23 protein-coding genes are annotated in these 21,300 nt (G+C 59.2%); 7 read left to right on the plus strand and 16 right to left on the minus strand.

Going from position 1 to position 21,300, the window contains the following annotated elements:
- Positions 1-173 precede the first annotated feature (173 nt).
- Complete coding sequence (locus tag RLW55_RS15590) at positions 174-653, plus strand: hypothetical protein (protein ID WP_423414660.1); 480 nt, start codon at positions 174-176, stop codon at positions 651-653.
- A gap of 74 nt (positions 654-727) precedes the next feature.
- Here RLW55_RS15590 and RLW55_RS15595 read toward each other — a convergent pair whose 3' ends face one another.
- A complete protein-coding gene (locus tag RLW55_RS15595; protein WP_013947614.1) occupies positions 728-919 on the minus strand; it encodes a CsbD family protein in 192 nt (63 codons plus the stop codon).
- 90 nt (positions 920-1,009) lie between these two features.
- Positions 1,010-2,803 (minus strand): AI-2E family transporter, encoded by a 1,794-nt coding sequence (locus RLW55_RS15600; RefSeq protein ID WP_423414661.1) that lies wholly within the window; start codon positions 2,801-2,803, stop codon positions 1,010-1,012.
- A gap of 511 nt (positions 2,804-3,314) precedes the next feature.
- Here RLW55_RS15600 and RLW55_RS15605 point away from each other — a divergent pair.
- Entirely contained in the window at positions 3,315-4,289 is a 975-nt protein-coding gene (locus tag RLW55_RS15605) for an arsenic resistance protein (protein ID WP_423414662.1), read from the plus strand.
- A gap of 28 nt (positions 4,290-4,317) precedes the next feature.
- Here RLW55_RS15605 and RLW55_RS15610 read toward each other — a convergent pair whose 3' ends face one another.
- Positions 4,318-4,872 carry a hypothetical protein gene (locus RLW55_RS15610; RefSeq protein WP_423414663.1) on the minus strand — a complete coding sequence of 185 codons (555 nt, stop codon included), beginning with the start codon at positions 4,870-4,872 and terminating at the stop codon, positions 4,318-4,320.
- A 127-nt stretch (positions 4,873-4,999) separates the two neighbouring features.
- Positions 5,000-5,896, minus strand: a complete 897-nt coding sequence (locus tag RLW55_RS15615; protein ID WP_409559877.1) for a LysR family transcriptional regulator — start codon at positions 5,894-5,896, stop codon at positions 5,000-5,002.
- Positions 5,897-5,991: 95 nt separating this feature from the next.
- Between RLW55_RS15615 and RLW55_RS15620 the strand changes: the two genes are divergently transcribed.
- Entirely contained in the window at positions 5,992-6,882 is an 891-nt protein-coding gene (locus tag RLW55_RS15620) for an aldo/keto reductase family oxidoreductase (RefSeq protein ID WP_423414664.1), read from the plus strand.
- Positions 6,883-7,108: 226 nt separating this feature from the next.
- Here the strand turns inward: RLW55_RS15620 and cysQ are convergent, their stop codons facing one another.
- The 5 genes from cysQ to RLW55_RS15645 form a co-directional block, all read right to left on the minus strand.
- Positions 7,109-7,933, minus strand: a complete 825-nt coding sequence (cysQ, locus tag RLW55_RS15625; RefSeq protein ID WP_423414665.1) for a 3'(2'),5'-bisphosphate nucleotidase CysQ — start codon at positions 7,931-7,933, stop codon at positions 7,109-7,111.
- A gap of 11 nt (positions 7,934-7,944) precedes the next feature.
- Positions 7,945-8,763 (minus strand): hypothetical protein, encoded by an 819-nt coding sequence (locus RLW55_RS15630; protein ID WP_423414666.1) that lies wholly within the window; start codon positions 8,761-8,763, stop codon positions 7,945-7,947.
- A gap of 209 nt (positions 8,764-8,972) precedes the next feature.
- The gene (locus tag RLW55_RS15635; protein WP_423414667.1) at positions 8,973-10,802 is read right to left on the minus strand and encodes a diguanylate cyclase; all 1,830 of its coding nucleotides are present in this window, start codon (positions 10,800-10,802) and stop codon (positions 8,973-8,975) included.
- Positions 10,803-10,963: 161 nt separating this feature from the next.
- Positions 10,964-11,461 (minus strand): DUF1772 domain-containing protein, encoded by a 498-nt coding sequence (locus RLW55_RS15640; protein WP_423414668.1) that lies wholly within the window; start codon positions 11,459-11,461, stop codon positions 10,964-10,966.
- A 158-nt stretch (positions 11,462-11,619) separates the two neighbouring features.
- On the minus strand, positions 11,620-12,822 hold the full coding sequence (locus RLW55_RS15645) for a YbfB/YjiJ family MFS transporter (RefSeq protein WP_409559871.1): 1,203 nt from the start codon (positions 12,820-12,822) through the stop codon (positions 11,620-11,622).
- A gap of 490 nt (positions 12,823-13,312) precedes the next feature.
- Here RLW55_RS15645 and RLW55_RS15650 point away from each other — a divergent pair, with 490 nt between their 5' ends.
- From RLW55_RS15650 to cysC, 3 genes are all read left to right on the plus strand, one after another.
- Positions 13,313-13,759, plus strand: a complete 447-nt coding sequence (locus tag RLW55_RS15650) for a DUF1810 domain-containing protein (RefSeq protein ID WP_423414669.1) — start codon at positions 13,313-13,315, stop codon at positions 13,757-13,759.
- Between the two features lie 205 nt (positions 13,760-13,964).
- Positions 13,965-14,303 (plus strand): hypothetical protein, encoded by a 339-nt coding sequence (locus tag RLW55_RS15655; RefSeq protein ID WP_409559869.1) that lies wholly within the window; start codon positions 13,965-13,967, stop codon positions 14,301-14,303.
- Between the two features lie 211 nt (positions 14,304-14,514).
- On the plus strand, positions 14,515-15,156 hold the full coding sequence (gene cysC, locus RLW55_RS15660) for an adenylyl-sulfate kinase (protein WP_409559868.1): 642 nt from the start codon (positions 14,515-14,517) through the stop codon (positions 15,154-15,156).
- A 60-nt stretch (positions 15,157-15,216) separates the two neighbouring features.
- Here cysC and RLW55_RS15665 read toward each other — a convergent pair whose 3' ends face one another.
- The 3 genes from RLW55_RS15665 to RLW55_RS15675 all read right to left on the minus strand — a co-directional run bounded on the left by RLW55_RS15665 (position 15,217) and on the right by RLW55_RS15675 (position 17,134).
- On the minus strand, positions 15,217-15,762 hold the full coding sequence (locus RLW55_RS15665; RefSeq protein ID WP_029670964.1) for a peroxiredoxin: 546 nt from the start codon (positions 15,760-15,762) through the stop codon (positions 15,217-15,219).
- A gap of 132 nt (positions 15,763-15,894) precedes the next feature.
- Positions 15,895-16,770: a ParA family protein gene (locus RLW55_RS15670; RefSeq protein WP_423414670.1), complete on the minus strand. Its 876-nt coding sequence runs from the start codon at positions 16,768-16,770 to the stop codon at positions 15,895-15,897.
- A gap of 175 nt (positions 16,771-16,945) precedes the next feature.
- Positions 16,946-17,134 (minus strand): hypothetical protein, encoded by a 189-nt coding sequence (locus RLW55_RS15675; protein ID WP_423414671.1) that lies wholly within the window; start codon positions 17,132-17,134, stop codon positions 16,946-16,948.
- 209 nt (positions 17,135-17,343) lie between these two features.
- On the opposite strand from RLW55_RS15675, the gene RLW55_RS15680 reads away from it, so the two are divergent.
- Complete coding sequence (locus RLW55_RS15680) at positions 17,344-17,772, plus strand: hypothetical protein (RefSeq protein WP_423414672.1); 429 nt, start codon at positions 17,344-17,346, stop codon at positions 17,770-17,772.
- 11 nt (positions 17,773-17,783) lie between these two features.
- Here RLW55_RS15680 and RLW55_RS15685 read toward each other — a convergent pair whose 3' ends face one another.
- The 4 genes from RLW55_RS15685 to eno form a co-directional block, all read right to left on the minus strand.
- Positions 17,784-18,776, minus strand: coding sequence for an SDR family oxidoreductase (locus RLW55_RS15685; protein WP_423414673.1), 993 nt, complete (start codon positions 18,774-18,776; stop codon positions 17,784-17,786).
- 20 nt (positions 18,777-18,796) lie between these two features.
- Complete coding sequence (locus RLW55_RS15690; RefSeq protein ID WP_423414674.1) at positions 18,797-19,291, minus strand: hypothetical protein; 495 nt, start codon at positions 19,289-19,291, stop codon at positions 18,797-18,799.
- Between the two features lie 108 nt (positions 19,292-19,399).
- Positions 19,400-19,714, minus strand: a complete 315-nt coding sequence (locus RLW55_RS15695) for a hypothetical protein (protein ID WP_423414675.1) — start codon at positions 19,712-19,714, stop codon at positions 19,400-19,402.
- A 154-nt stretch (positions 19,715-19,868) separates the two neighbouring features.
- Positions 19,869-21,155 carry a phosphopyruvate hydratase gene (gene eno, locus RLW55_RS15700; protein ID WP_423414676.1) on the minus strand — a complete coding sequence of 429 codons (1,287 nt, stop codon included), beginning with the start codon at positions 21,153-21,155 and terminating at the stop codon, positions 19,869-19,871.
- Between the last annotated feature and the right edge of the window lie 145 nt (positions 21,156-21,300).

A 21,300-nucleotide genomic window follows, 5' to 3' on the forward strand; every position in this document is an offset into this window, starting at 1 on the left:
TGCGTACACAATCGGCACTGCAACGCCGAAGGGAGATCAAAGTTGCTCACGGCAACCGAAATTTGCGGAAATATTCCAAACCGCCGGGCTGTCGGGAAGCCATGATCTTTTGTCCTCGTTACAGAGCGGAGTGAAGCTCATAACAAAGAGATTGGATTGCGATGGAGCTTCACATGTTCGCCGATCTTTGCAGAATGCTTTTTCTCTCGACGCTTTGGTTGGCCGGAGCGACATCGGAGGTCCTTGCCGATACCTGCGGGGATCGTCTCTCCAACGTACAGTCGCAAATAAAAGGCCTGACTTTGAAACAACGAACGCACGTCACGGATAATTTCGATGCGTTCTACCTAGAGAGTGCAGCTCCACCCGCACGGATAACGGTCTCCTGCGGAAATAAGGTGTTGTCATTCGATGCGGAGTGGCACGGTGGAGACCTTGCTGCCTATAGCGCGCTGCTAGCCGACATCGGGACTTCGCTCGATCTCGGCAGCGATGATTTCTCGTCGTCGCTACAAAAGTGCTGGGATAGAGCAAGCATAGAGGATGGCGAGGACGAGGAAGGGACCGTTGTCGTGCAAACGAAGCGCGCACAAATCAGCTGTGTGAACACAAACGGGACGGCTGAGATAAGCGTAATTCCCCTACCGCATTAGCAATTGGAAAACGTGGTCGCGCACAATTTGGATCGAGGGGGATTTGATAACGATCCCCCTGACCCTTTATCGCCTTACAGCTTGTCGGTTGCCTTATCGACGGCATCGCGTACCTTATTGACCTTGTCGGATACGGCGGTCTCGACTTTACCTTTCACGGCCTGAGCCGCGCCCTCAGCCTGAAGCTTATCGGAGCCGACGGCATAGCCGACCTTCTCCTTCGCCTTGCCGACAGCAGTATCAATTTTACCTTTCAGTGCGCCCATTTTGCGCCTCCTTATCAATTGATAGCGCACTGTAACGCCTGAAAATCCGCGACGGTTCCGTATGGCGAAAGCCAATCCGTCCGCATGCGGTTAATGTGAAACCGGAGCGACTTCCCGATTGATCTGCGGCTCGGTGTTCGAAGAGTTTGAGAGAGAATGTTCCAATGAATTCGTAAACCGCGCAAACGAGGTAAATATCTCGGGAGCGACGAAACGGTCGCGTGATGAAGGCAGAGAGAGCTGCCTTGACGAGACGTCGAGCAGAACGACCTCGACGCCTGGGAATAGAGAGCGGGCACGATCGACGAGTATCCGTATTCCGCCTTCGGCAAGCCCTGTGACCGTCACAAGCACGATCTTCTGCAAGTCGGCGTAACCGATATCCGCCAGAAAGGCCAAAGCCGTCAGACCCGAAGCTTCATTCATGGCACACGCTAGGCCCGTGTGATCCTGATTAATCGCCGAGACTGCAAAGCGGGTCGCAAGCTCGTCGAATTCTCCCCGCACTGGGACGAGCACCATAACGGGATCTTTATCGGGCTTTTCCGGCTTGGACTTTTCCGCGATGGCGCCAATCGTGCTCGAGAGTTCCGCCAACGCTTCCTTGTCCAGACGACCGCGCCGCCGATCCCGGGCGCTTAATGCCAGCGCCGGAAAGACGAGCTTGTCTAAAACTTCCGCGTAAGGGGCCTTTTCTTCAGCTTCGGCGATTTGTTCAGTGGCCGCAAATACGTCGCTCGACAGGAGCCGATGATAAAGGTTCTGCTGTTCGGATAACGCCGGCTCATCGCCGAGCAGAACCGTTATGAATTCAAGGTCGGGCACGTATTTGCCCAACACCACAAGAATGAGCGTGATTGGTGCGGCTAGAACGAGCCCGATGGGACCCCAGGTGAGCGTCCAAAAGCTCGTTGCCAAAATCATCGCAAAGGGAGATAGGCCAGCTCGCCGGCCGAGAACCAACGGTTCCAGAACCTGCCCCATGATAGGTTCGCCGATAGCAAATATCGCGAGCGTCAGAAGAGCTTTCGTCCAGCCTGGGTCGACGGCCGCGGCCAACAATATCGGCGGAATGGCCGCGATATATGAGCCGACAAACGGAACGAACCGCATCACGAACGCCACCACGCCCCACAGCGGCGCGTTCGGGACGCCGAGCGCCAATAAAGACAGGCCGACAAACGTTCCGAATGAGGCGTTGAGTATGACCTGGCCGGTGAAGAGCGCGATGAGCCTATCGCCGGCATCCGACATCGCTGCGGTCGTCTCAGTCATGTGCTCGACGCCGAAAATGCGCACAATCCTGTCTCGCAGGTCGCGGAACTGCATCAGCAGAAAAAGCGTGAACAGGAACGTCAAGGCCGCTTGCGTCAGCGGCTCTGCGAGAATGCGAAGTCCGTAGAGGGCCGTGCTTTCGTCGTCACCCTTAACGATCTGGACCTTGCCGCCTTCCTTAATCGAAGCATTCTCGGCGGGCGGTTGGTTCTCAGGGAACGACGTGACGCCGAACTGAAGTTCGTTATTGATCATTCGCTGATACGTCTCGACCGCGTCAATGGCACGGCCAACAAGACCGCTCGGCACGGATGAACCAACGATGCTTCTGACTTTCTCCAGCACATTCGTGCGGTACTGGGGCAGATCGGCCGCGAGCGAGAGAAGTTGCGAACTCAAGCCGATCGAGGCTGCCGTCATGCACACAACCACGACCAGCAGAACGGTGCCTTCGGCAAAGCCTTGAGGGACACCACGTTTCTTGAGAAAAACGACAATGGGCACCAGCACGAAGCAGGATATGCCTGCGAGCGCGAGAGGCACCAGGATATCCCGGCCCAAAACCAGCGCCGCAATAATAAGGGCCGCCGTTACGAGCGTGGCAGACAAACTTCGTATTGAATCTGCGAGTAACGGCATCGGATGACGTATCGGACGTTAGAGGAAGCGTCGCGCTTTAACGTTGCTGCCTTCCCTCCTGTTCCCCGCCCGCAGACAATGCTTATTCAGCGGTGAACTGAACTCTTTTGCCCGCCGCGCGTTGAATGAATGCACGCGCCCGGTGGCAACCGGCCGCAACAGGGAATGATGGACGCAGTTATTTTGCCGGTTTCTCGCTGCGACACCAACGCATTGGTACGCGCTGACATCTAACCCGTTCCGGGCGAGTGCGCATTCCTAGAGACCGCACCGCCGCGGCCACCTCCAAGACGTTGTCAATAAACGCTCTTCCCCTAAACGCTTCAAACTGCGCTTTTTCCGAAGCATGAGTGTCGCCCCGCAGCTCCGTCTTTTGGGGCGATCGACCACGTTCTCTGATCGTATGACGCGTGGCAATGTGGGCACGATCGAACTTGCGAACGGGGTTCATTCGGGCCTGGAGTGAAGTGGGGAAATAGTTTTGGCTGAACTCCGCGAGATCCTGGAAAGCCGGCAGGTCTCGATCTATTTCGCCGCCGTCGCGTTGGCCGCAGTGCTCGCTCTAACCGTCGGCGGGACGGATGTTCTGGAAGACAGCATCAATCCAGCACTCGCCGCGATGCTATTCCTCACCTTGCTACAGGTCCCGTTGGCCGATCTTGGCCTGGCCTTCGCGCACCGCCGGTTTCTTGCCGGGCTACTCCTCACGAATTTCGTCGCGATGCCGCTGCTCGTCGCGCTTCTCGTGCAGATCCTTCCCGATGATCCGATGATTAGGCTCGGAGCACTGCTGGTACTGCTCAGTCCCTGCATCGACTACGTCGTCACGTTCTCTCACCTCGGCCGCGCCGACGCCCGCCTGCTGCTTGCCGCCACGCCCATCCTGCTCATCGTGCAGATGCTGCTGCTGCCCATCTTCCTCCAGTTATTTCTCGGAGCGCGCGTGGCAGACCTCGTCCATGCCGGACCGTTCGTGCATGCCTTCATCTGGCTTATCGCCATTCCGCTGGCGTTTGCAGCTCTCCTCCAGTACTGGGCCGCGCGCAACGCTGCCGCCGCGCGCCTGTCCTCTATCTTCGGACTTCTGCCGGTTCCGGCCACCGCCATCGTTCTCTTTATTGTCGTGGCGGCGGTCGTGCCCCAGCTCGCACCTGCCATCGGCAAAGCTCTGAGTGTCGTCCCTATCTATATCGCCTTCGCGATCCTCGCCCCGCTCATCGGATGGCGCATCGCACGCCTGCTTCAGCTTCAGGCGCCGGCAGGACGCGCCGTCGCATTCAGCGCCGCGACGCGCAATTCGCTCGTCATCCTGCCGCTCGGACTTGCCATTCCCGGCGCGGTGCCGGTCCTTCCGGCGATCATCGTGACCCAGACGCTGATCGAACTTTTGAGCGAACTCGTCTACGTCCGCCTCATGCCGAAGTTGACTACCAATCGCGAGACGGAAACGGTCTGACCGGCCGCCGCAATATCAGCTTTGCAAGCTAAAAGGCTGCCAGCCGTTTCGTCGGACGCTGGCCGATGTCATCCGCCCGTCGCTTGAGCCACGTTCCGCCCTTCTGGTCGGCTTCGGCCACGCAGTCGTCGACCCACGCCACCAAATTCGACGATTGCTGACGCAGACTTTCGAGCTTCAGGATACGCCGCACCTCCATCAGTCGCCCCGGTTGATGCGGAAAAACCGGCCTATCGTCGCGATCGACGTTCCAGTGGCACAGGATCATAAGATCGCCGTCGCCCGCTGCCGCTTCCTTCACGACGTCCGCAAGAATATCGTCAACGGGCAGAACTTCCGCGAAGCCGCCGCCAACCCCAATGAAGAGCAGGATCTGCGCCAGGTTCTGCGGACGGCGCAGCGCGTTACGCAGAATGACGTGCCGGTGCATTTGCCGAAGCGCCGTCCTGAATTCGCCGTCGAAAATCTGTAGCAGCGCCGTGCCGCGATCAGGCTCCGTGCTTCGCCATAGCGTTTGGCCCGGATCGTATTCGAGGTCGACAAGTTGTGGGTCGGAAACGGAAACGGGTGAGCGGAAAGGCATGGCGGGGCTCCGGATGCGCTCGCAAACGCACGGCAATGATTGCCGGCGCAAGGTATTTCGAAATCCCGCGAAGCGATCTGTAATACCAAAACTGGGTCGAAAGAATGACCGAGCCGAGCATTTGCAGCTAATTGGCTTTGATGAAATCGACGAACGCCCGCAATGGCGCGGGCACCAGCCGCCTCCCTGGATAATACAGAAAGGGCCCGGAAAACGCTTGCCACCACGGTTCGAGGATGGGCTCCAGCGCGCCGCTGTCGAGATACGGCCGCAGCCAATCTTCGAACAGATAGATGACGCCCGAACCAGCTACGGCGACGTCCACTGCCAAGTCGACCATGCCGCCCGCCTGCACGATCATAGGTCCGGTTGTGTCAACGCTCACGATCTCGCCGTCGCGCTCGTATTCCCACGGCGGCATGGAGCCACTCGCGAACCGCCCTCGCAGACACGCATGATTGAGCAGGTCCCGCGGATGTGAAGGTCTGCCGTGGCGATCGAGATACGCAGGCGATGCAGCCGTCGCGAAACGCTGCACGCGAGGGCCGATCGGCACGGCGATCATGTCCTGCTCCAGCCGTTCGTCATAGCGAATACCGGCGTCGCATCCCGCTCGCACCACGTCGACGAAGGTGTCTTCGGCAATGATTTCGAATTTGATTTCGGGATAGGCCGACAGAAAAGGCGGAATGATCGTCGGCAGCACGAGCCGCGCCGCGCTGACCGGCACGTTGAGACGCAGCGTGCCCGCAGGCCGGTCGCGGAAAACATTGACGACATCGAGCGCGGCTTCGACCTCATTGAGAGCAGGCGTAAGCCGTTCCAACAAGCTGCGGCCGGCATCCGTCGGCACCACGCTCCGGGTTGTCCGGTTGAGAAGCCGGACACCAAGCTGCGCTTCCAGCCGACGCACCGCGTCGCTCAGGCCAGAAGGGCTCGCACCGCTCGCCCGGGCGCCATCCCGGAAGCCACCGGCCCGCGCCACAGCAACGAACGCGTTCAAATCACCAAGGTCAACGGCCATTGTTCGAAAATCCGCACAGCTTGTCCGGATTGTGGTCGATTATCGCATGCTAAACAACCGCTATATCTCCGCGCAGCACGAATAAGGAGACGCCCATGACCACCCTCGACGCTTCCGACACCTTCAAACTCGGCGACCGCACCGTCACGCGCCTCGGCTACGGTGCCATGCAGCTGGCCGGACCCGGCGTTTTCGGTCCGCCAAAAGACCGTGCCCAAGCCATCGCCGTTTTGCGCGAGGCCGTTGCGTCCGGCGTGAACCACATCGACACCAGCGATTTTTACGGCCCGCACGTCGTCAATGAACTGATCCGCGAAGCGCTGCACCCGTACCCGGACGACATGGTGATCGTGACGAAAGTTGCCGCCCGCCGCGGTGACGATGCCTCGTGGATTCCGGCGCTCTCACCAAAAGAGCTGACCCAAGCCGTGCACGACAATCTGCGCAATCTGGGCGTCGATGTGCTTGATGTCGTCAACTTCCGCAGCATGCTGGACGTGCATAATCCTGCGGAGGGCACGATCGAAGAACAAGTCTCTACGCTTGCCGACCTTCAGCGAAAGGGACTGATCCGCCACATTGGCCTCAGCAATGTCACGCGCAAGCAAGTCGAAGACAGTCGTAAGATTTGTGACATCGTCTGCGTCCAGAACCTTTACAATCTTGCGCACCGTGACGACGACGCCCTGATCGACCAACTCGGCGCTGAAGACGTGGCCTACGTGCCCTTTTTCCCGCTCGGCGGCTTCACACCGTTGCAGTCGTCGGAATTGTCGGCAGTTGCCGCCCGTCTAGGCGCAACGCCTATGCAGGTCGCACTCGCATGGCTGCTCCAGCGGGCATCGAATATCCTGCTGATCCCCGGTACGTCATCGCTGGCGCACCTTCGCGAAAATCTGGCGGCAGCAGAGTTGCAATTGCCGGACGATGCGATGGGCGAATTGGATCGTATTTCTGCAAACACTGCTCCGGCAAACGGGCATTAGGTCGAACGTTGAAGGGACGGGGGAACGAATTCTCAGCCGGACGCCTTTATCCGATATGGAAAACGGCAACGATCCCCCGACCATCCCTTTCCCGACGCAAGAGCCCGGTGAGTTACCGCCGCTGCCACCTGAGCCGAACAAGCCGCCTGAGCCGTCTCCAATTCCGATTGACGATCCGGCCGAGCCGATGCCTCATCCGCCGGGGAGGTGAGCGCTCGGGGCGATGCTACGCGTCGATCACACCGCCGCGATTCTGCAGCAGCGCCCGCAGGGTGTCCGCATCGCCGCCGTACGAGATGAAATGCGGATTGTCGTAAGAGCCGTCCGCCGCGCATGGCACGCCGTATTCGAGTTCCCTGCCGTCCGACGTCAGCGTGCAACCACCGGCGCCGCGCAAAACCGCGTCACCCGCTGCGGTGTCCCACTGCATCGTCCGACCGAAACGCGGATAGATATGAGCGTCCGCCATCGCCACGAGACAGAACTTCAAAGACGAGCCAACCGAGACCTTGCGATCGATCGGGAGCTTCTGCAGAAAATCTTCCGTTTCCAGATTTCCGTGCGAAGCACTCGCGACGGCGGTCAGGCGGCCATCTCCGCATGATGCGCGAATTTGCGAGCGCTCACCAATCGAAGCATCTTGCAAAATTGCGGACCGGTAAGATGCCAAGCCGTCACTGCTAAACAACTCGCCCCGCGCCGGCGCGAAGACGACGCCGAGTTTCGGCTTTCGGTTTTCGACGAGGCAGATGTTGACTGTATAGTCCGGCCTGCCGCAAATGAATTCTTTTGTCCCATCGAGCGGATCGACAAAAAACAGCGCGCGACTTGTTGAATGGTCTGCAACGCAAGAAGCGGCAGATTCTTCCGCGATGATCGGAATATCCGGCGCGATCCTCTGCAGCGCGCGCACGATCAGATCTTCAGCCGCCTGATCGGCATCCGTCACCGGACTGCCGTCGGACTTGGTCATAACGTTCGCGCCACCTTGCCGAATTTGGGCAATGAGTGTGCCGGCCTCGATGGCAATGCGTTCGAGCGTATCAAGCATTTCTTCTTCTCTTACCCGAACAAACGGGCAAGGCGCCGCTCGCATTGATAGCGGGGTCTCAGAAACTCCGAGCGCCTGAATTGACTTTGCAGATCGGGAGCAACTCTGACGTCTTCTTTCAGCACCCACCGTCGCCACAGATAACGATCAAGCTGTGTACGCGATTTCAGCTCGGCGCGTTCGGCGTCCGACAGATCGCCATGGCGCACCATCGTCCAACCGGCCTTTGCTTTTCCATCTTCGGTCGTGTTTTGCCGTTTAGCCACCGGCGAGATACCGAGTTCGGCCGAGATTTTGCGAATTAGGTCGTCTGCCTCGCTGATCGGAGCAATATGATCGACAGACGCCAGCGCTTCGTCGAGCAGACACATCTTCTGCTGATCCGACAGTCGCACCAGATCCAGCCACGGAAGTTCGAGCCAGCGGTCCAAGAGGAAATGCGAAATGAAGTTCTGGCGCGTTGCCCGCAAAAACAGCGAGAACCCATAGGGCCGCAGTCCCTGCTGGATGTACCGGATCATGCGATAATTGTAGTAGGACAGCATCAGGCTTTCCGGCTCGCGAAGAATGATCGAGCGAACGATTTTGCGGTCCTTGAACTGCTCCTCGATCGAGCGGCCGATGAAATGCCCGGATAAGGCTTTGATCTGGTCGAGCGGCGCCGGCGGCTTGTCGTTGTATTTTCGACCGAACCAACCGAGCGGAAATTGCCGCGTCCGCTTCGGCGCAAACCACACGCCCGAATGGCCCAGCTCGTATGCCAAATGCTTTTCAACCGTCGTGCCTGCGCATTTCGGCACGTGAATATGGATGAGCAACGGCTCCGGCATGCCAGACTTCCCCCCGTAACAGCTCGACGTCGGATAGACTGAGCAGCTTAGATCACCTTATCGGCAAGTCACACCGAGAGAGCTACCCTAAAAGTCATAATGGACAACTTTTTGGTCGCGGGGGGATCGCGGCTTCGCGCAGCACGAAGCCCGTATAACGTACTGTTTTTTCGTATTTATTCCTGAAAGGAGGATCGCATTAGCGCCGATTAGGCTTGGTCGGCTAGGCTCTCCTGGAAGACCGAGCGATTACGACCCGCCGCTTTCGCCTGATAGAGCGCCTTGTCGGCAACGAGAAGCAGCGACGCCAAATCGTCGTCCAGCGCCGATCGCGTCGTCGCTCCCACACTAACTGTCACGGCAACGCTGAGACCGTTCTCCATTGCGATCGGCCTCGCCTCGAGCGCTCGGCAAATTCTGTCTGCTACGGCCTTCGCCTCACGCGCCCCGCAACCGCTGAGCAGAATGGCAAATTCCTCGCCACCCAATCGGCCGACGAGATCCTGTTTCTTGACGCAGGCCTTGATCCGCTTCGCCGCGACGGCCAGCACCTGGTCGCCACACGGATGGCCATACTCGTCGTTAATCGACTTGAAGTGATCGAGATCCATCATCAGCAGGCTGACGGGTGCGGCGTGTGCTGAGGCCTGCGCTATCGCGGCAGAGGCGCTATTGATGAAAGCTCGCCGGGTCAACAGCTCGGTAAGCTGATCCTCCGTCGCCATGCGCTCCAGCTCTTTTGTGAGCCGGGCGCGTTCCTCCGCCGCGAGGTACGAGTCATGGATGTCGGTGCTCGTGCCGAACCATCGCGTAATGTTTCCCTCGTCGTCGCGTATCGGCAAGGCCATGACGCGAAGCCAGCGATACTCTCCGGAATGATGACGGAACCGATAGTCGACATCGTAAGGCGTACCGGTCGCAACCGCATCCCTCCATGCCTTGCGGACCATATCCCAATGCGGCGGATAGACCAGCATCTTCCAGGTATCTTCGCTGATTTCATGCGAGAGTATCCCTGTGAATTCGCTCCACCGCGCCGAAAAATAATCGTACTGGCCCTGCGCATCGCAGCTCCATACGATTTGCGGCAACGCTTCCGTTAATGTTTCAAATTGAAAGCGGCTCTGCGCTAACGCCGACGCCGTTTCCATCTGATCGGTCACATCGACGACGACGCCCGACATGCGCACGAGGTCGCCGCGCTCGTCGTAGACAGGCTTTGCCGACGTAATGACCCAGCGCAGCGCTCCGCCCTGCGGCAGGACGCGATATTTGCAGCGATAAGACGTTCGCGTCTCGATGGCAGTACGCAGCGTCTCTTCTACGCGCGCACGATCGGAGGCATGGATCGCGCGTATAAAATGCCCATCGTCAACACCGCGCACACAGCCTGCTGCCGACAATCCATACATCCGCGCCACGTTGGCGTCGGCCGTGCTGATGTTCGTTTTGACGTCGAAGTCCCAGACGCCGACCATTCCGGATGATTCGAGCGCAAGCTTCAGCCGCTGCTCCGACTCCCGAAGGTTGCGCGCGCACTGAACATGGCTTGTAACCTCCGACGCGATTGCAAGCACACCCAGCACCTGTCCCTGCGCATCGGCGACCGGCGTGAAATGCAGATTGAACCAGCGCGTCGCCCATTGGCCGTTGCGTACGAGACGCATCGGCTGATCATGGAAGCTGCAGCTTTCGCCGGTGAACACGCGCGATAGAACATCGGCGTAGAATTTCGCCCCTTCCCCGACAACCTCTTCGACCGACCGGCCGAGGAAATCACCACGTGTAAATTCACTGAATAGCACGGTCGCCGCCGCATTCGGCACGAGGTGACCTTCCCGTCCGACCATCAATGCCATGGGTACGGACGCGTGCGCCACAAGCCGCGCGGCCATGCTCAATGCCGCGGGCCAGTCCTGAAACGGCGGCAGCCCTGACGACGGCCAATCGAAATGCGAAATCTCGGCGAGGCCACCGTTGTCGGCGCGTCGTGACAGGAGAAAATCGATACTGCGCGTCGGAATATCGCTATCGCGCATCAAATCAGTGACCCACCGCGTCACGATTGAAAAATTGATACAGCATTCGCGAAAGTTACCCTAAGCCACCGGAATTGAGAAAACGTTAGAATATCGCCGATAGTTCTCGGCTAATCCGTAGTCGGAATATTGTGAAAATAACGCTTAAAAAGCCGACGGTATCAGAGGGAACGCGCATTCCAAGCCATTAAGGCGAAAATGAACAGCGTGCTCGCTGCAATCGAGGCAGCGGTGCGGACGTGATTCCATATCGTCCAATCGGACACGTACCGCTTCCAAACGCCCCCTGACGATGCCGTCATCGGATCTGCTGCAGCCAAAGCGTCGTTTAACGGCACATTGAAGACAATTGTAACAATGAACATGCCGACGACATAGATCACGCCGCCGGCGAACATCGGAGCGGCGCCCTCGTTTCCCCAATGCCATAACGCCAGAACTGCCAACGCCAAACTGGCGACCGAAGTGCCGAAGAACAGCGGCATGAACAGCGATTTTAAAATGTCTGTGTTGATGGCATTCATCGCAGCAATCGCCGCCGCATGGTCGATCCGGCCTAACGCCGCCATGATGAATGCTGAAAACGCGAAGTAAACGCCGCCCATCACGGCGCACCCGACGGCGGAAAACCAGAGCAGCGCTGTCACGATCGTATGCATCGTTGCAACTCCCGACGGCCGGACATGTCCGCGAGGGGAAGCTAAGCGGCCCGATGGCTTTCCCAAAGCAGTTATTGGCAGGCAAACGTAGTGCGCCGAATATGAACGGGAGTATTTTTCGGCCAACGTCTTGCGGGCGATACGCGAGCCCTTGCAGCCTAGCGCATCGCTTTTTCCCGGAAAGTCCCGCCGACGTCGATGACGAGCGCCAGTGACATCGCAATCATGCCGATAACAAACAGAATGTGATAATCGCCGCCGCTATGTGCGAAGATAAATGAAAATCCGTAAGCGGCTGCAGCCTGGCACAGTGCAAACGCCACGGTCGCAACACTCCAGGCCGCCTTCTGCTCGGCCGGATGATGCGGCAGAAGCTCGTGAATGCGCCCGAGAACCAGCGGCACGGTTCCGGTCACGAACGCACCAATGATGACGCTCGACAGAAACAGCCAGGGCGTGCTGGTCACGTCGAACACGAGCAAACCGATTGCGAAGATCTGCAAGCTGAACGCCAAGCGCAACGCCGATCTAAATCCGATACGGTCCGCGATGTGCCCGGCCAGAATAGGACCGGCCGTCGCGCTCAGGCCGAAGGCGACCCAGAACTCCGCACCGACTTTCACACCTTGCCCTAACCCGCGCGCCACGAAATCGACGAGAAAAATCATGTGCGGCACCCACCCGCCCGCATTGAGCCCATACTCGACATAAAGCGCGCGGAGTGCACCCAGGCGCGGCGGATGGACGTGGCCCGACGGGGCCGTCAGCACATGACCCGGTCCGTCCGGCCAGCCGCGCCAGGCAATAGCCGTCAGCACCAACGACAGTATTCCAAGGCCGATCCATGCGGCCTGCACGCCGAATTGCAACAGGAAAGGAATGACCGTTCCCGACGCCGCAATGCCAGCGCCGATCCCCATGAAGATCAGCCCGCCCGCCAATCCGCGCCGCGCAGGCGGAACGTGCGCAAGCACCATCGGAGCGGCGAGAACCATCATCGCTCCGCCCGCAAAGCCCGCAGCAAAACGCCATACGAAAAACCAGAGAAAGCCTTGCGGCGACGCGCACGCGAAAAAGGCAGCCGTTGCCAGGACCATCATGGCGCGCAACACCGCGACGCCCGAAAGGCGTGCGGAAATGGGCCTCCCGAGCACAGCGCCTGCGAGATATCCCGCGAGATTGGCCGCGCCGAGATAGGCGGCATCCGCCGGCGCAAACCAGTGCGCATCGACGAGGGCGGGCAGCAGCGGCGTATAGGCGAAGCGCGCGAGCCCGATGCCGATGAGGCCGGTGCAAAATGCACAGATGATGGCTCTGGCAATTCTGGGAGAAGAAGCCTGCAAGACATCAGTGCGCGCCATACCGGTATCCCTTTTTGTTCGCGCGCGACCATACGCAAGCACGGGACATCCACAATAGGCGCTCCGCGATGGCACCTTTGCTCTCGGGCCCCTTGACGAAGAGCCCCAAAATTCTAGCGAAATCTCACACCGATCCGCAGGCGACAGATTCATCGAGCGCCGCAGCCTTCACCTGAAACTTCCTTTGGAAAGAAGGCCGGGAAATATTTGTGCGAATACGGAGCACCACCTATAAGAGCGGGGCTTTAATGACTTTTCAGCATTCCATTTTCCGGAGCAGACGATGACCAATGAAAAGCCGATGATCTCGCAACTGCGAACAACAGGCTTCGCCTTCTAAGCGCAGTGCTGACGCCTATTTTCACGTTCGCTTTCAGCTTCTCTTTTGTCGATCTGACACTTCCGGACCGTCCGCTGCTGCCGCCTCAGGATTGTCGTAACGACGCTAAATCCTGTGCGCACGGCGTCGGCCGGCTTCTGCGGTGAGAACATGCAAGACCTTCACGATCCATTCGACCTCGAACGCTTCGTCAGTGCTCAGGCGCACACCTATGAGCGCGTCGTCAGCGAACTGACGGCCGGCAAGAAGCAATCCCATTGGATGTGGTACACGTTTCCGCAGATGCGCGGATTAGGCTCCAGCGCCATGTCGGAGAAGTATGGCATCGGCAGTTACGAAGAAGCACTCGCCTATGTCTGCCACCCGATGCTCGGTCCGCGCCTCGCACAAATGACGGCGCTGATCCTCGAACACCGATACGATTCGCTCCTCCAGATTCTCGGCAATCCGGACAATCTGAAATTCCATTCCTCGATGACACTCTTCGCTGCCGTCACTGGGCACGAAAGCATTTACGCGCGAGCACTATTCACGTTTTGCAGTGGGCCCGACCCAAAGACGATGGAGCTCCTTGCAAAATCGCGCAAGCTCGACTGACAGGCTGCGTAGGGACGCATAATCCGCGGAAGATTTCCGCACGCGGCCTGCACACACAAGCCGGAAAAAAGATTTTTCGCCGTCTTAACTGTTCGTTACACGCCGTCCCCGAAAATGCTCACGACTATCGCGATTCCAAGTTGTACGGCCGCGCGCTTCGTTGAAGCAGCGAACAGCGCTCGCGCCATTCCGACCAAAGATCGTAGTGAGCCACATTCGGACCGAGCGCTTGCAAGCCATGAAAATTCTGCCGACCCTCGCGGCCGCCTTCATCTTTTTTATGCCCGCACTGGCGTGCGCTGCAGACTTCGGCGGCGAGGAAGCCCCGCCGGAAGAAGCTTTCGTTACGCCAATTCCGCCGCCGGTCCTGCTCGCCCGCCCCTATAATTACGTTTACGAGGAAAGCGGCATCTACTACGCGCCGCCGTACCCGATGCCCTACTTCGGACTGTTCCCTCAGTGGGGACCGCAGGTCGCGTTCATGCCGCAGCCGTATTGGCAGCCTCCCCCGCGGCCGCCGCATCCGCCACGCCGCCGCTGGTAGAGCGAGGCGCGCCAAAGTCTGTCAGATGGTCGCCGTCGGTATCTCCGGGCGCGATTTTTGTTGCCTCCCCGCACCGCTTCGACGACCTTATTCCTGAGCAAGATATAGATGTGCAAAAAAGCCTATATCTTTCGGCATAGCGGACCAATGACGATTATCTTGGAGGCGTGCGGTCGCCCAGAAACCTGGGCCGTGACCTCCGGGGGGAGCCATGAGAAAAATCGGCATGGAAAGTTTGCGCGGAGATCGCGCTTTGAACCTGCTTTGGCAGGATACAGCCATCTGCAAAGACGATCGGGCCGACGCCAAGGGGCAGAAAGCCTGTTGCCTGTGGTTCACCGGGCTTTCGGGCGCAGGCAAAACGACGATTGCCAATCTTCTCGACCAGACCTTGCATGCCTCCGGCCAGCACACGTTCGTGCTTGACGGCGACCGCTGCCGTACCGGCCTCTGCAGCGACCTCGACTTCACCGAAGCGGGACGCGCCGAAAATGTCCGCCGTATCGCCGAAGTCGCCAAGTTGATGGTCGATGCCGGACTGATCGTCATTGTGTCGCTGATCTCGCCGCTCCTTTCTCACCGGGAAACGGCTCGAAAGATCTTCGATAACGGCGAATTCCTTGAGGTCTTCGTCAACACGCCCCTCACCGTCTGCGAGCAGCGGGACGCCAAGGGGCTCTATAAGAAGGCGCGACAGGGCCTCATTCCGCAGTTCACTGGCGTCTCAGCACCTTACGAGCCGCCGCTGAATGCCGAGATCGAGCTGAACGGCCGCGCGCATCCCGAGGAACTCGTGGTCGCGATCCGTTCCAAGCTCGAAGAATTGGGCGCCCTGGAAGGCCCTTACGGCTGACCGCCGCCCGGCAGCCAGCCCCTCCCGAAGCACCTTCTGCGTCGCCGAGTGCGATCGCGTTTAGCTGTGGTGCTTCGTCTTCCAGGCTTTGACCGCCGCCAGCGTATTCTTCACGTGCTCCGACGGATCGAGCGCGGTGTACTCGTAGGAAATCCGCCCGTCCGGCGTCACCACATAGGATGTGCGGCTGGCATAGGGCATGAAGCCCATCATCACCGAGTCGTAAGCGGTCATGATCCGCTGGCCACTGTCGGCCGCCACCGGAAATTTGCTGCGGCACTCCGACGTCGAAAACTTGTTGAGCGTCGCGATATCGTCGTTGCTGATCCCGATCACCGAAGCTCCCAGAGCATGGAACTGCCCCATCGCCTCAGCGAAATCGTGCGCCTCCTCGGTGCAGCCCGACGTGAAGGCCTTCGGATAGAAATAGACGACGACGGGCCCTTTCTTGAGCGCCTCGGGCAGGGAGAACGTGAATTGCTTGCCTCCGAGTGACGCCTGCGCCTTGAACATAGGCGCCTTGTCACCGGGTTTGAGCTGCGCCAGAGCCGGCGTCGTGACTGCCGCTAGCGAAATCAGCAGGTATCCCAGGAAACGGATCAGCATGATTGGTCCCCTCACTTATCAAAACCCAAAGCCGAAGGGCGATCCGACCTTGGCTCCAATAGCCGGACTTATAGCGCGCGCATCGGGCTCCGGCATCCCCAAATGGTCGCTGATCCACTCAGTATCCGACTATCAGCTATTTGCGCTCACGCGCTCGACAACCGCCTTCGTCAGCGCCACGACATCCGCCAATGCGTTGCCGTATTTCTGCCGCGCCGTCCGCAGGTTGCCCATCCCCGGATGCGCGGCAGCGTTCTGTAGAGCCGCCGTATAAGGCACCGGTCGGGAGATCGCGTTGAGATGTGCCAGCCCTTCTTTGATGTGCTGGAGCATCTCGCGTTGTAGAGAATTCGTCGCCTGATACTGCGTAATCAGCGGATGCACCATGACCTGCGCCGCAAGATCGAGATCGTCGGCGAGAATGAACTTCAGGAAATCCGTTAGCGTCGAATAAGCATTCGTCTCAAGGCTCGTCGGCGCCAGGATATGATGCGCCAGCCGGATGCCCGCCAGCGCGAGCGGTCCTGGCCCCGCGGGACAATCGACCAGAACGGCATCGTATTCGTCATCGAATTTATTCAGCTCTGCTCGCAGAGCCTTAGCAAGCTGCACATCGAGGCGGTCGCGCCGCCGTTTCCGGTGCGCCGAACGTTCGAAGTCGGCCATATCGCCCAGCAGCTCATGGTTCGACGGTACGATATCGATAAAACCTTTTTCCCGGTCCTGAAGCTCGATGAGATCGCTCGCCGCAACCCGATGCGAAGCAAGACGGATATCGCGTCCGCGCGCAAAGGCTTGAAGCATGGCGCCGAGGCCGATCCGCCTCTCGCGTAGTTCCTGCTCCGCGTCGATGCCGAGCAGCGCCTTTGTCGCCCCGGCCTGCGGATCCATGTCGAGCACGAGCACGCGAGCGCCGTAGGATAGCGCCAGCCCATCGGCCAGCATCATCGTCGTCAGCGTCTTGCCGACGCCGCCTTTCGGATTGGCGATCGCAATCGTAACGCTCATCGCCACACTCCCCGGCCCACCAGCCAGGACGTCAAAGTGTTGTATAGAAGCCCGACGAGACCACGCACGAGCATACCGGAACGCCCCCAGCTCCCCGGGACAGACACTACGTTCCACATCGAGCAAATGCCAGCGCGGCAATGCCACAACGTGCGGGCCGGAAAGGTAAACGGGCCTATTTGCCGCCGACCGGACGGCGTGACGGGCCGTCGTCGTACCGCCACGGGCTATTTTTGCGCGCCCGCTCTCTGGCGACTTCAGGATCGATCTTCGGCCGCTTGTTGACGGGCGTCTGCACCGGGGTTGGCGTTACCTCCGCATCCGGTTTGCGTCCGCGCCGATGGATCCATCCGAGCATGCTCATCAAAGACAGCCTTTACGATAACATTGCCAGTCGCCGTTCGGAGCGCGACGCCCCTTCGAGCGGCACCGCAGAATCAAATCGATCATAACAAACGGACACCGCGGGCGCGCATGTCATAAAACTGGAAGTTTGTTATCTGCGCGTCCCACTCATGGCATATTTCGCGCATCATTGCTGTCGTGCGAACGATCCCGCTGCGAGCTATTGAGATGAGATTAAGATCGGCTGCCAGGTTTGCGATTGCAGGTGTCATCGCTGCCGTGCTGTCAGGATGGCTCTCGCCGCCCACAGACGCCTGGGCCAAACACAAAAAGCCGAAAAGCCTTTCCACGGCCAACAGCGATCCCTGCGCCGAGCCGACAAAATTCGTCAACGACCAGCTCATAAAAATTCGCGCCCTACAGGCCTCTCAGGCAGCACGACCGACCAACACCGTTTTCAGCTTGTTCAGCTCGAACGCGCACGTCGATCCCGACAGTTACGCGCAAATCGCTAATTTGCGTCGCGACGCCGATACCGTGAACGAGATGCTGCGTACCGGCGGCTGCAAACCGATCGATATCGATCTGGTGCTCAAAAACATGCCGGCCCCGACGCCGACTCCGGCAACACCGAGCCATAAGAAACATCGGCAGTAAGCGCGATTGCGTTAAGCGCCATAACCGCCGATGACGGGAAGTATTTCGCCCGTGATGTAGCTTGAGCAGCAGGGCGCTGCCATGAATACGAACGCGGGCGCGATCTCTTCCGGTTGTGCCGCGCGTCCCATCGCCGCCGACGTTCCGAACTTGGCAACATCCTCGGCCGGACGATCGGCAGGGTTGAGCGGCGTCCACACCGGCCCCGGCGCGATGGCATTGACGCGAATGCCGCGCTCTATGAGTTGAGACGACAGCGAACGCGTAAACGCATGAATGCCGCCCTTGGTCATCGAATAATCCAGCAACTCTTTGCTGCCTTCGATGCCGGTCACCGATCCCGTCATGATGATCGCAGAACCAGAAGCCATATGTGGAACGGCAGCCCGCGCCATGTAGAAATAGCCGTAGAGATTTGTCTTGAGTGTCCGATCGAAATGCTCGTCGCTGAGGTCGAGAATATCCGACGTGTGCTCCTGGAAAGCCGCGTTGTTGACAAGCACGTCTAGCTTGCCGAGCGTCTTCACAGTTTGCGCGACGGCATCTTCGCAAAATTTGGAATCCGACACATCGCCTTCGATCAGCAGGCAGCGTCGTCCTTCCTTCTCGACGGCTTCCTTTGTGTCGAGCGCATCGTTGCGCGATTCCAGGTAACAGATCGCGACATCGGCGCCTTCGCGCGCAAATAGCACCGCGACAGCCCGGCCGATGCCGGAATCCCCGCCCGTGATTAATGCGACGCGATCCTTGAGCTTCGCCGAACCTTGATATCCCGGCGCATCATACATCGGCGCAAGTTGAAGCGCGGCTTCATCGCCGGACTTTTCCTGATGCTGCGCCGGAAAATGCGAAGGGTATTCGCGCGCCCCCGCCTGCATGACCGGCTTTGATTTTTTCTTTTTCTCCCGCCCGGCTTCCTTGGCATCCAGGAGATCGACCTCATCCTGAATGTCGCGGCCTTGTTGCGCCGTACGCTCAGGTTCTGACTTTGCTTGCGTTGCCATGATTATCCTTCGCAAATGGACTAGTGGCCGCCGCCCGACGAAGCTCCGCCGCCTGCGCTGCCGCCCGCACCACCGACGCTCCCACTTGCACCCGAGCCACTTGACGCGCCCGTTCCCGGCGATGATCCGATGCCGGACGTCCCGGTGCTCGTGCCGCTGGTGGAAGGTGCCCCGCGCATGATCGTGTTGTAAGACGATCCAGACGGCCCCGGATGCAACGCGTCCGCATCAGGATTGCGCACCGAGGCGCTGGTGCCATCTTCAATCTGCAGTCGTTGCGGACTGGGCGCCGCCGGATCGAGCCGATGCCGTTCAACCGGTCCAGCCGCGCTGCCCGGCGCTTCCGTCGTCGGCTGCGAGCTTCCGCGGTTGGCGGGCATGTTCTGATCGCTGGCGTTCTGCTGCGTCACGCTTTGTTGGATGCGCATGCTTTCCGGCAGCGTGCTGTCCTGTGCCAACGCTGATGCAGCAGGAGCGGCGATCAGAGTTAGGGCTATCGCTGTTAAATGTTTCATGTCGCAGCTCTCCTTTGCGAGGCAAACGACCTGACAGCGCGACAGTTCCAACAAAGAAAAAGCCCCGACGCGGGGCTTTAACAAATGGCTTGCATGAAGACGTAGGCGTCAGCCTTTTTGCGGCCTCGCATCCGTCAATCGCTTCGCGCCACGATAGAGAAACCAGATTGCGAAGAACGGCGACAGCACTGTTAATATCGCGACGTCCCAGGTCAGGCAGATGGTACGCTTCACCGCCACGAAGAGTGGCGATTGCGGCTCTTCGAACTCGCCCGGAATATAGTTGCTCGCAACAGTCGGTTCCGAAATCTCGACCGGCACCGACCTGCGAACTGTTCGTGGCGTCCACGATTTACGCCGGAAATTCTCGACCCGTCGCGGGCGAGCAATCACCTGCTGAGCCAATACTCTCGATTGTCGCATTACTAACCCACCCTCTTACTCGCGGCAGAAACGCTCGCGAGGGGCAAAACGTTCCGACATCAGATCAGCATAGAAGATCGCAAGCGAAAGTGACGGAAAGTCGGTGAAAAACGACCTCGGTTCCGTAATGTTCGAAAAAAACGGCCCTTAAAGTTTATGCTGAGGCACGTTTAATTACTGATCGTCCAGCATAAACGGCGACATCGCCAAGCTCTTCTTCGATGCGAATGAGCTGGTTGTACTTTGCCAAACGATCCGAGCGCGACAGCGATCCTGTCTTGATCTGACCGCAATTCGTCGCGACCGCGAGATCCGCAATCGTCGAATCTTCGGTCTCGCCGGAGCGGTGCGACATGACGGCAGTATATCCGGCGCGCTGCGCCATACTGACCGCATCGAGCGTTTCGGAGAGCGAGCCGATCTGATTGACCTTCACGAGGATCGAGTTGGCCGTCCCCTTCGCGATGCCGTCCGCAAGCCGTTTCGTGTTCGTCACGAAGAGATCGTCGCCCACGAGCTGCACGCGATTGCCAAGAAGATCGGTCAGGATCTTCCACCCGGCCCAATCGTCTTCTGCCATACCGTCTTCTATCGAGATAATCGGGAAACGGTTGACGAGATCTTCGAGGTATTTGGCGTTCGCCGCGCTGTCCAGCGATTTGCCCTCGCCGGCAAGCTCGTACTTGCCATTCTTGAAGTATTCGGTCGAGGCGCAATCGAGCGCCAGCATCACGTCGTCGCCCGGCTTGTATCCTGCCTTCTCGATCGCCTTCATGATGTAGCCGAGCGCCTCGTCGGCGCTTTTGAGGTTTGGCGCGAACCCGCCTTCATCGCCAACCGAAGTGCTGAGGCCGGCGTCATGCAGGTTCTTCTTCAGCGTCTGAAAAATTTCCGAACCCATCCGGATCGCATCGGCGCAGGTCTCCGCCACCACCGGCATGATCATGAATTCCTGAATGTCGATCGGGTTATCGGCATGCGCGCCGCCGTTGATGATGTTCATCATCGGCACCGGCAGGATGTGCGCATTGACGCCGCCGACATAGCGATAGAGCGCCAGGTTGTTCGCAATCGACGCTGCCTTGGCGACGGCCAGCGAAACGCCGAGGATCGCGTTGGCGCCGAGACGGCTTTTGTTATCCGTACCGTCGAGCTGGATCAGTGCCGCGTCGATACCGCGCTGGTCTTCCGCGTCCATACCCGACAGCGCATCGAAAATCTCGCCGTTGACCGCATCGACCGCCTTCTGCACACCCTTGCCCTGATAGCGCGCCTTGTCCCCGTCGCGCAGTTCGATGGCTTCGTGCGCGCCGGTCGAAGCGCCCGATGGCACCGCCGCGCGTCCCTCCGAGCCGTCTTCCAGCACCACATCCACTTCGACTGTCGGATTGCCACGGCTGTCGAGAATTTCGCGGGCAATGATGTCAACGATGGCGGTCATGAGCGTTTCCGATATTTTCTGGTTGGCTTGTCGAGAGACGACGGGTGTGACAGGTTCGGGCGGGTTTTAGCCGCAATCGCTAATAAGGCAAAGTCCCTGCGGGCAGTCGAACGCCTACCCGAAAGGACATTTACCCGAGAACCAA

It is taken from the genome of Hyphomicrobium sp. B1, assembly GCF_049532635.1.
Lineage (GTDB): Bacteria > Pseudomonadota > Alphaproteobacteria > Rhizobiales > Hyphomicrobiaceae > Hyphomicrobium_B.

Coding starts and splice junctions, on each gene's coding strand:
- RLW55_RS15640 (WP_423414668.1), bottom strand. CDS start 11,461: ATGCATACGATCGTGACAGCGCTGCTCTGGTTTTCCGCCGTCGGGTGC.
- RLW55_RS15685 (WP_423414673.1), bottom strand. CDS start 18,776: ATGGCAACGCAAGCAAAGTCAGAACCTGAGCGTACGGCGCAACAAGGC.
- RLW55_RS15595 (WP_013947614.1), bottom strand. CDS start 919: ATGGGCGCACTGAAAGGTAAAATTGATACTGCTGTCGGCAAGGCGAAG.
- RLW55_RS15635 (WP_423414667.1), bottom strand. CDS start 10,802: ATGCGCGATAGCGATATTCCGACGCGCAGTATCGATTTTCTCCTGTCA.
- RLW55_RS15670 (WP_423414670.1), bottom strand. CDS start 16,770: ATGAGCGTTACGATTGCGATCGCCAATCCGAAAGGCGGCGTCGGCAAG.
- eno (WP_423414676.1), bottom strand. CDS start 21,155: ATGACCGCCATCGTTGACATCATTGCCCGCGAAATTCTCGACAGCCGT.
- RLW55_RS15695 (WP_423414675.1), bottom strand. CDS start 19,714: ATGCGACAATCGAGAGTATTGGCTCAGCAGGTGATTGCTCGCCCGCGA.
- RLW55_RS15620 (WP_423414664.1), top strand. CDS start 5,992: ATGACCACCCTCGACGCTTCCGACACCTTCAAACTCGGCGACCGCACC.
- RLW55_RS15680 (WP_423414672.1), top strand. CDS start 17,344: ATGAGATTAAGATCGGCTGCCAGGTTTGCGATTGCAGGTGTCATCGCT.
- cysC (WP_409559868.1), top strand. CDS start 14,515: ATGAGAAAAATCGGCATGGAAAGTTTGCGCGGAGATCGCGCTTTGAAC.
- RLW55_RS15615 (WP_409559877.1), bottom strand. CDS start 5,896: ATGGCCGTTGACCTTGGTGATTTGAACGCGTTCGTTGCTGTGGCGCGG.
- RLW55_RS15675 (WP_423414671.1), bottom strand. CDS start 17,134: ATGAGCATGCTCGGATGGATCCATCGGCGCGGACGCAAACCGGATGCG.
- cysQ (WP_423414665.1), bottom strand. CDS start 7,933: ATGCTTGATACGCTCGAACGCATTGCCATCGAGGCCGGCACACTCATT.
- RLW55_RS15665 (WP_029670964.1), bottom strand. CDS start 15,762: ATGCTGATCCGTTTCCTGGGATACCTGCTGATTTCGCTAGCGGCAGTC.
- RLW55_RS15690 (WP_423414674.1), bottom strand. CDS start 19,291: ATGAAACATTTAACAGCGATAGCCCTAACTCTGATCGCCGCTCCTGCT.
- RLW55_RS15650 (WP_423414669.1), top strand. CDS start 13,313: ATGCAAGACCTTCACGATCCATTCGACCTCGAACGCTTCGTCAGTGCT.
- RLW55_RS15630 (WP_423414666.1), bottom strand. CDS start 8,763: ATGCCGGAGCCGTTGCTCATCCATATTCACGTGCCGAAATGCGCAGGC.
- RLW55_RS15610 (WP_423414663.1), bottom strand. CDS start 4,872: ATGCCTTTCCGCTCACCCGTTTCCGTTTCCGACCCACAACTTGTCGAC.
- RLW55_RS15590 (WP_423414660.1), top strand. CDS start 174: ATGTTCGCCGATCTTTGCAGAATGCTTTTTCTCTCGACGCTTTGGTTG.
- RLW55_RS15645 (WP_409559871.1), bottom strand. CDS start 12,822: ATGGCGCGCACTGATGTCTTGCAGGCTTCTTCTCCCAGAATTGCCAGA.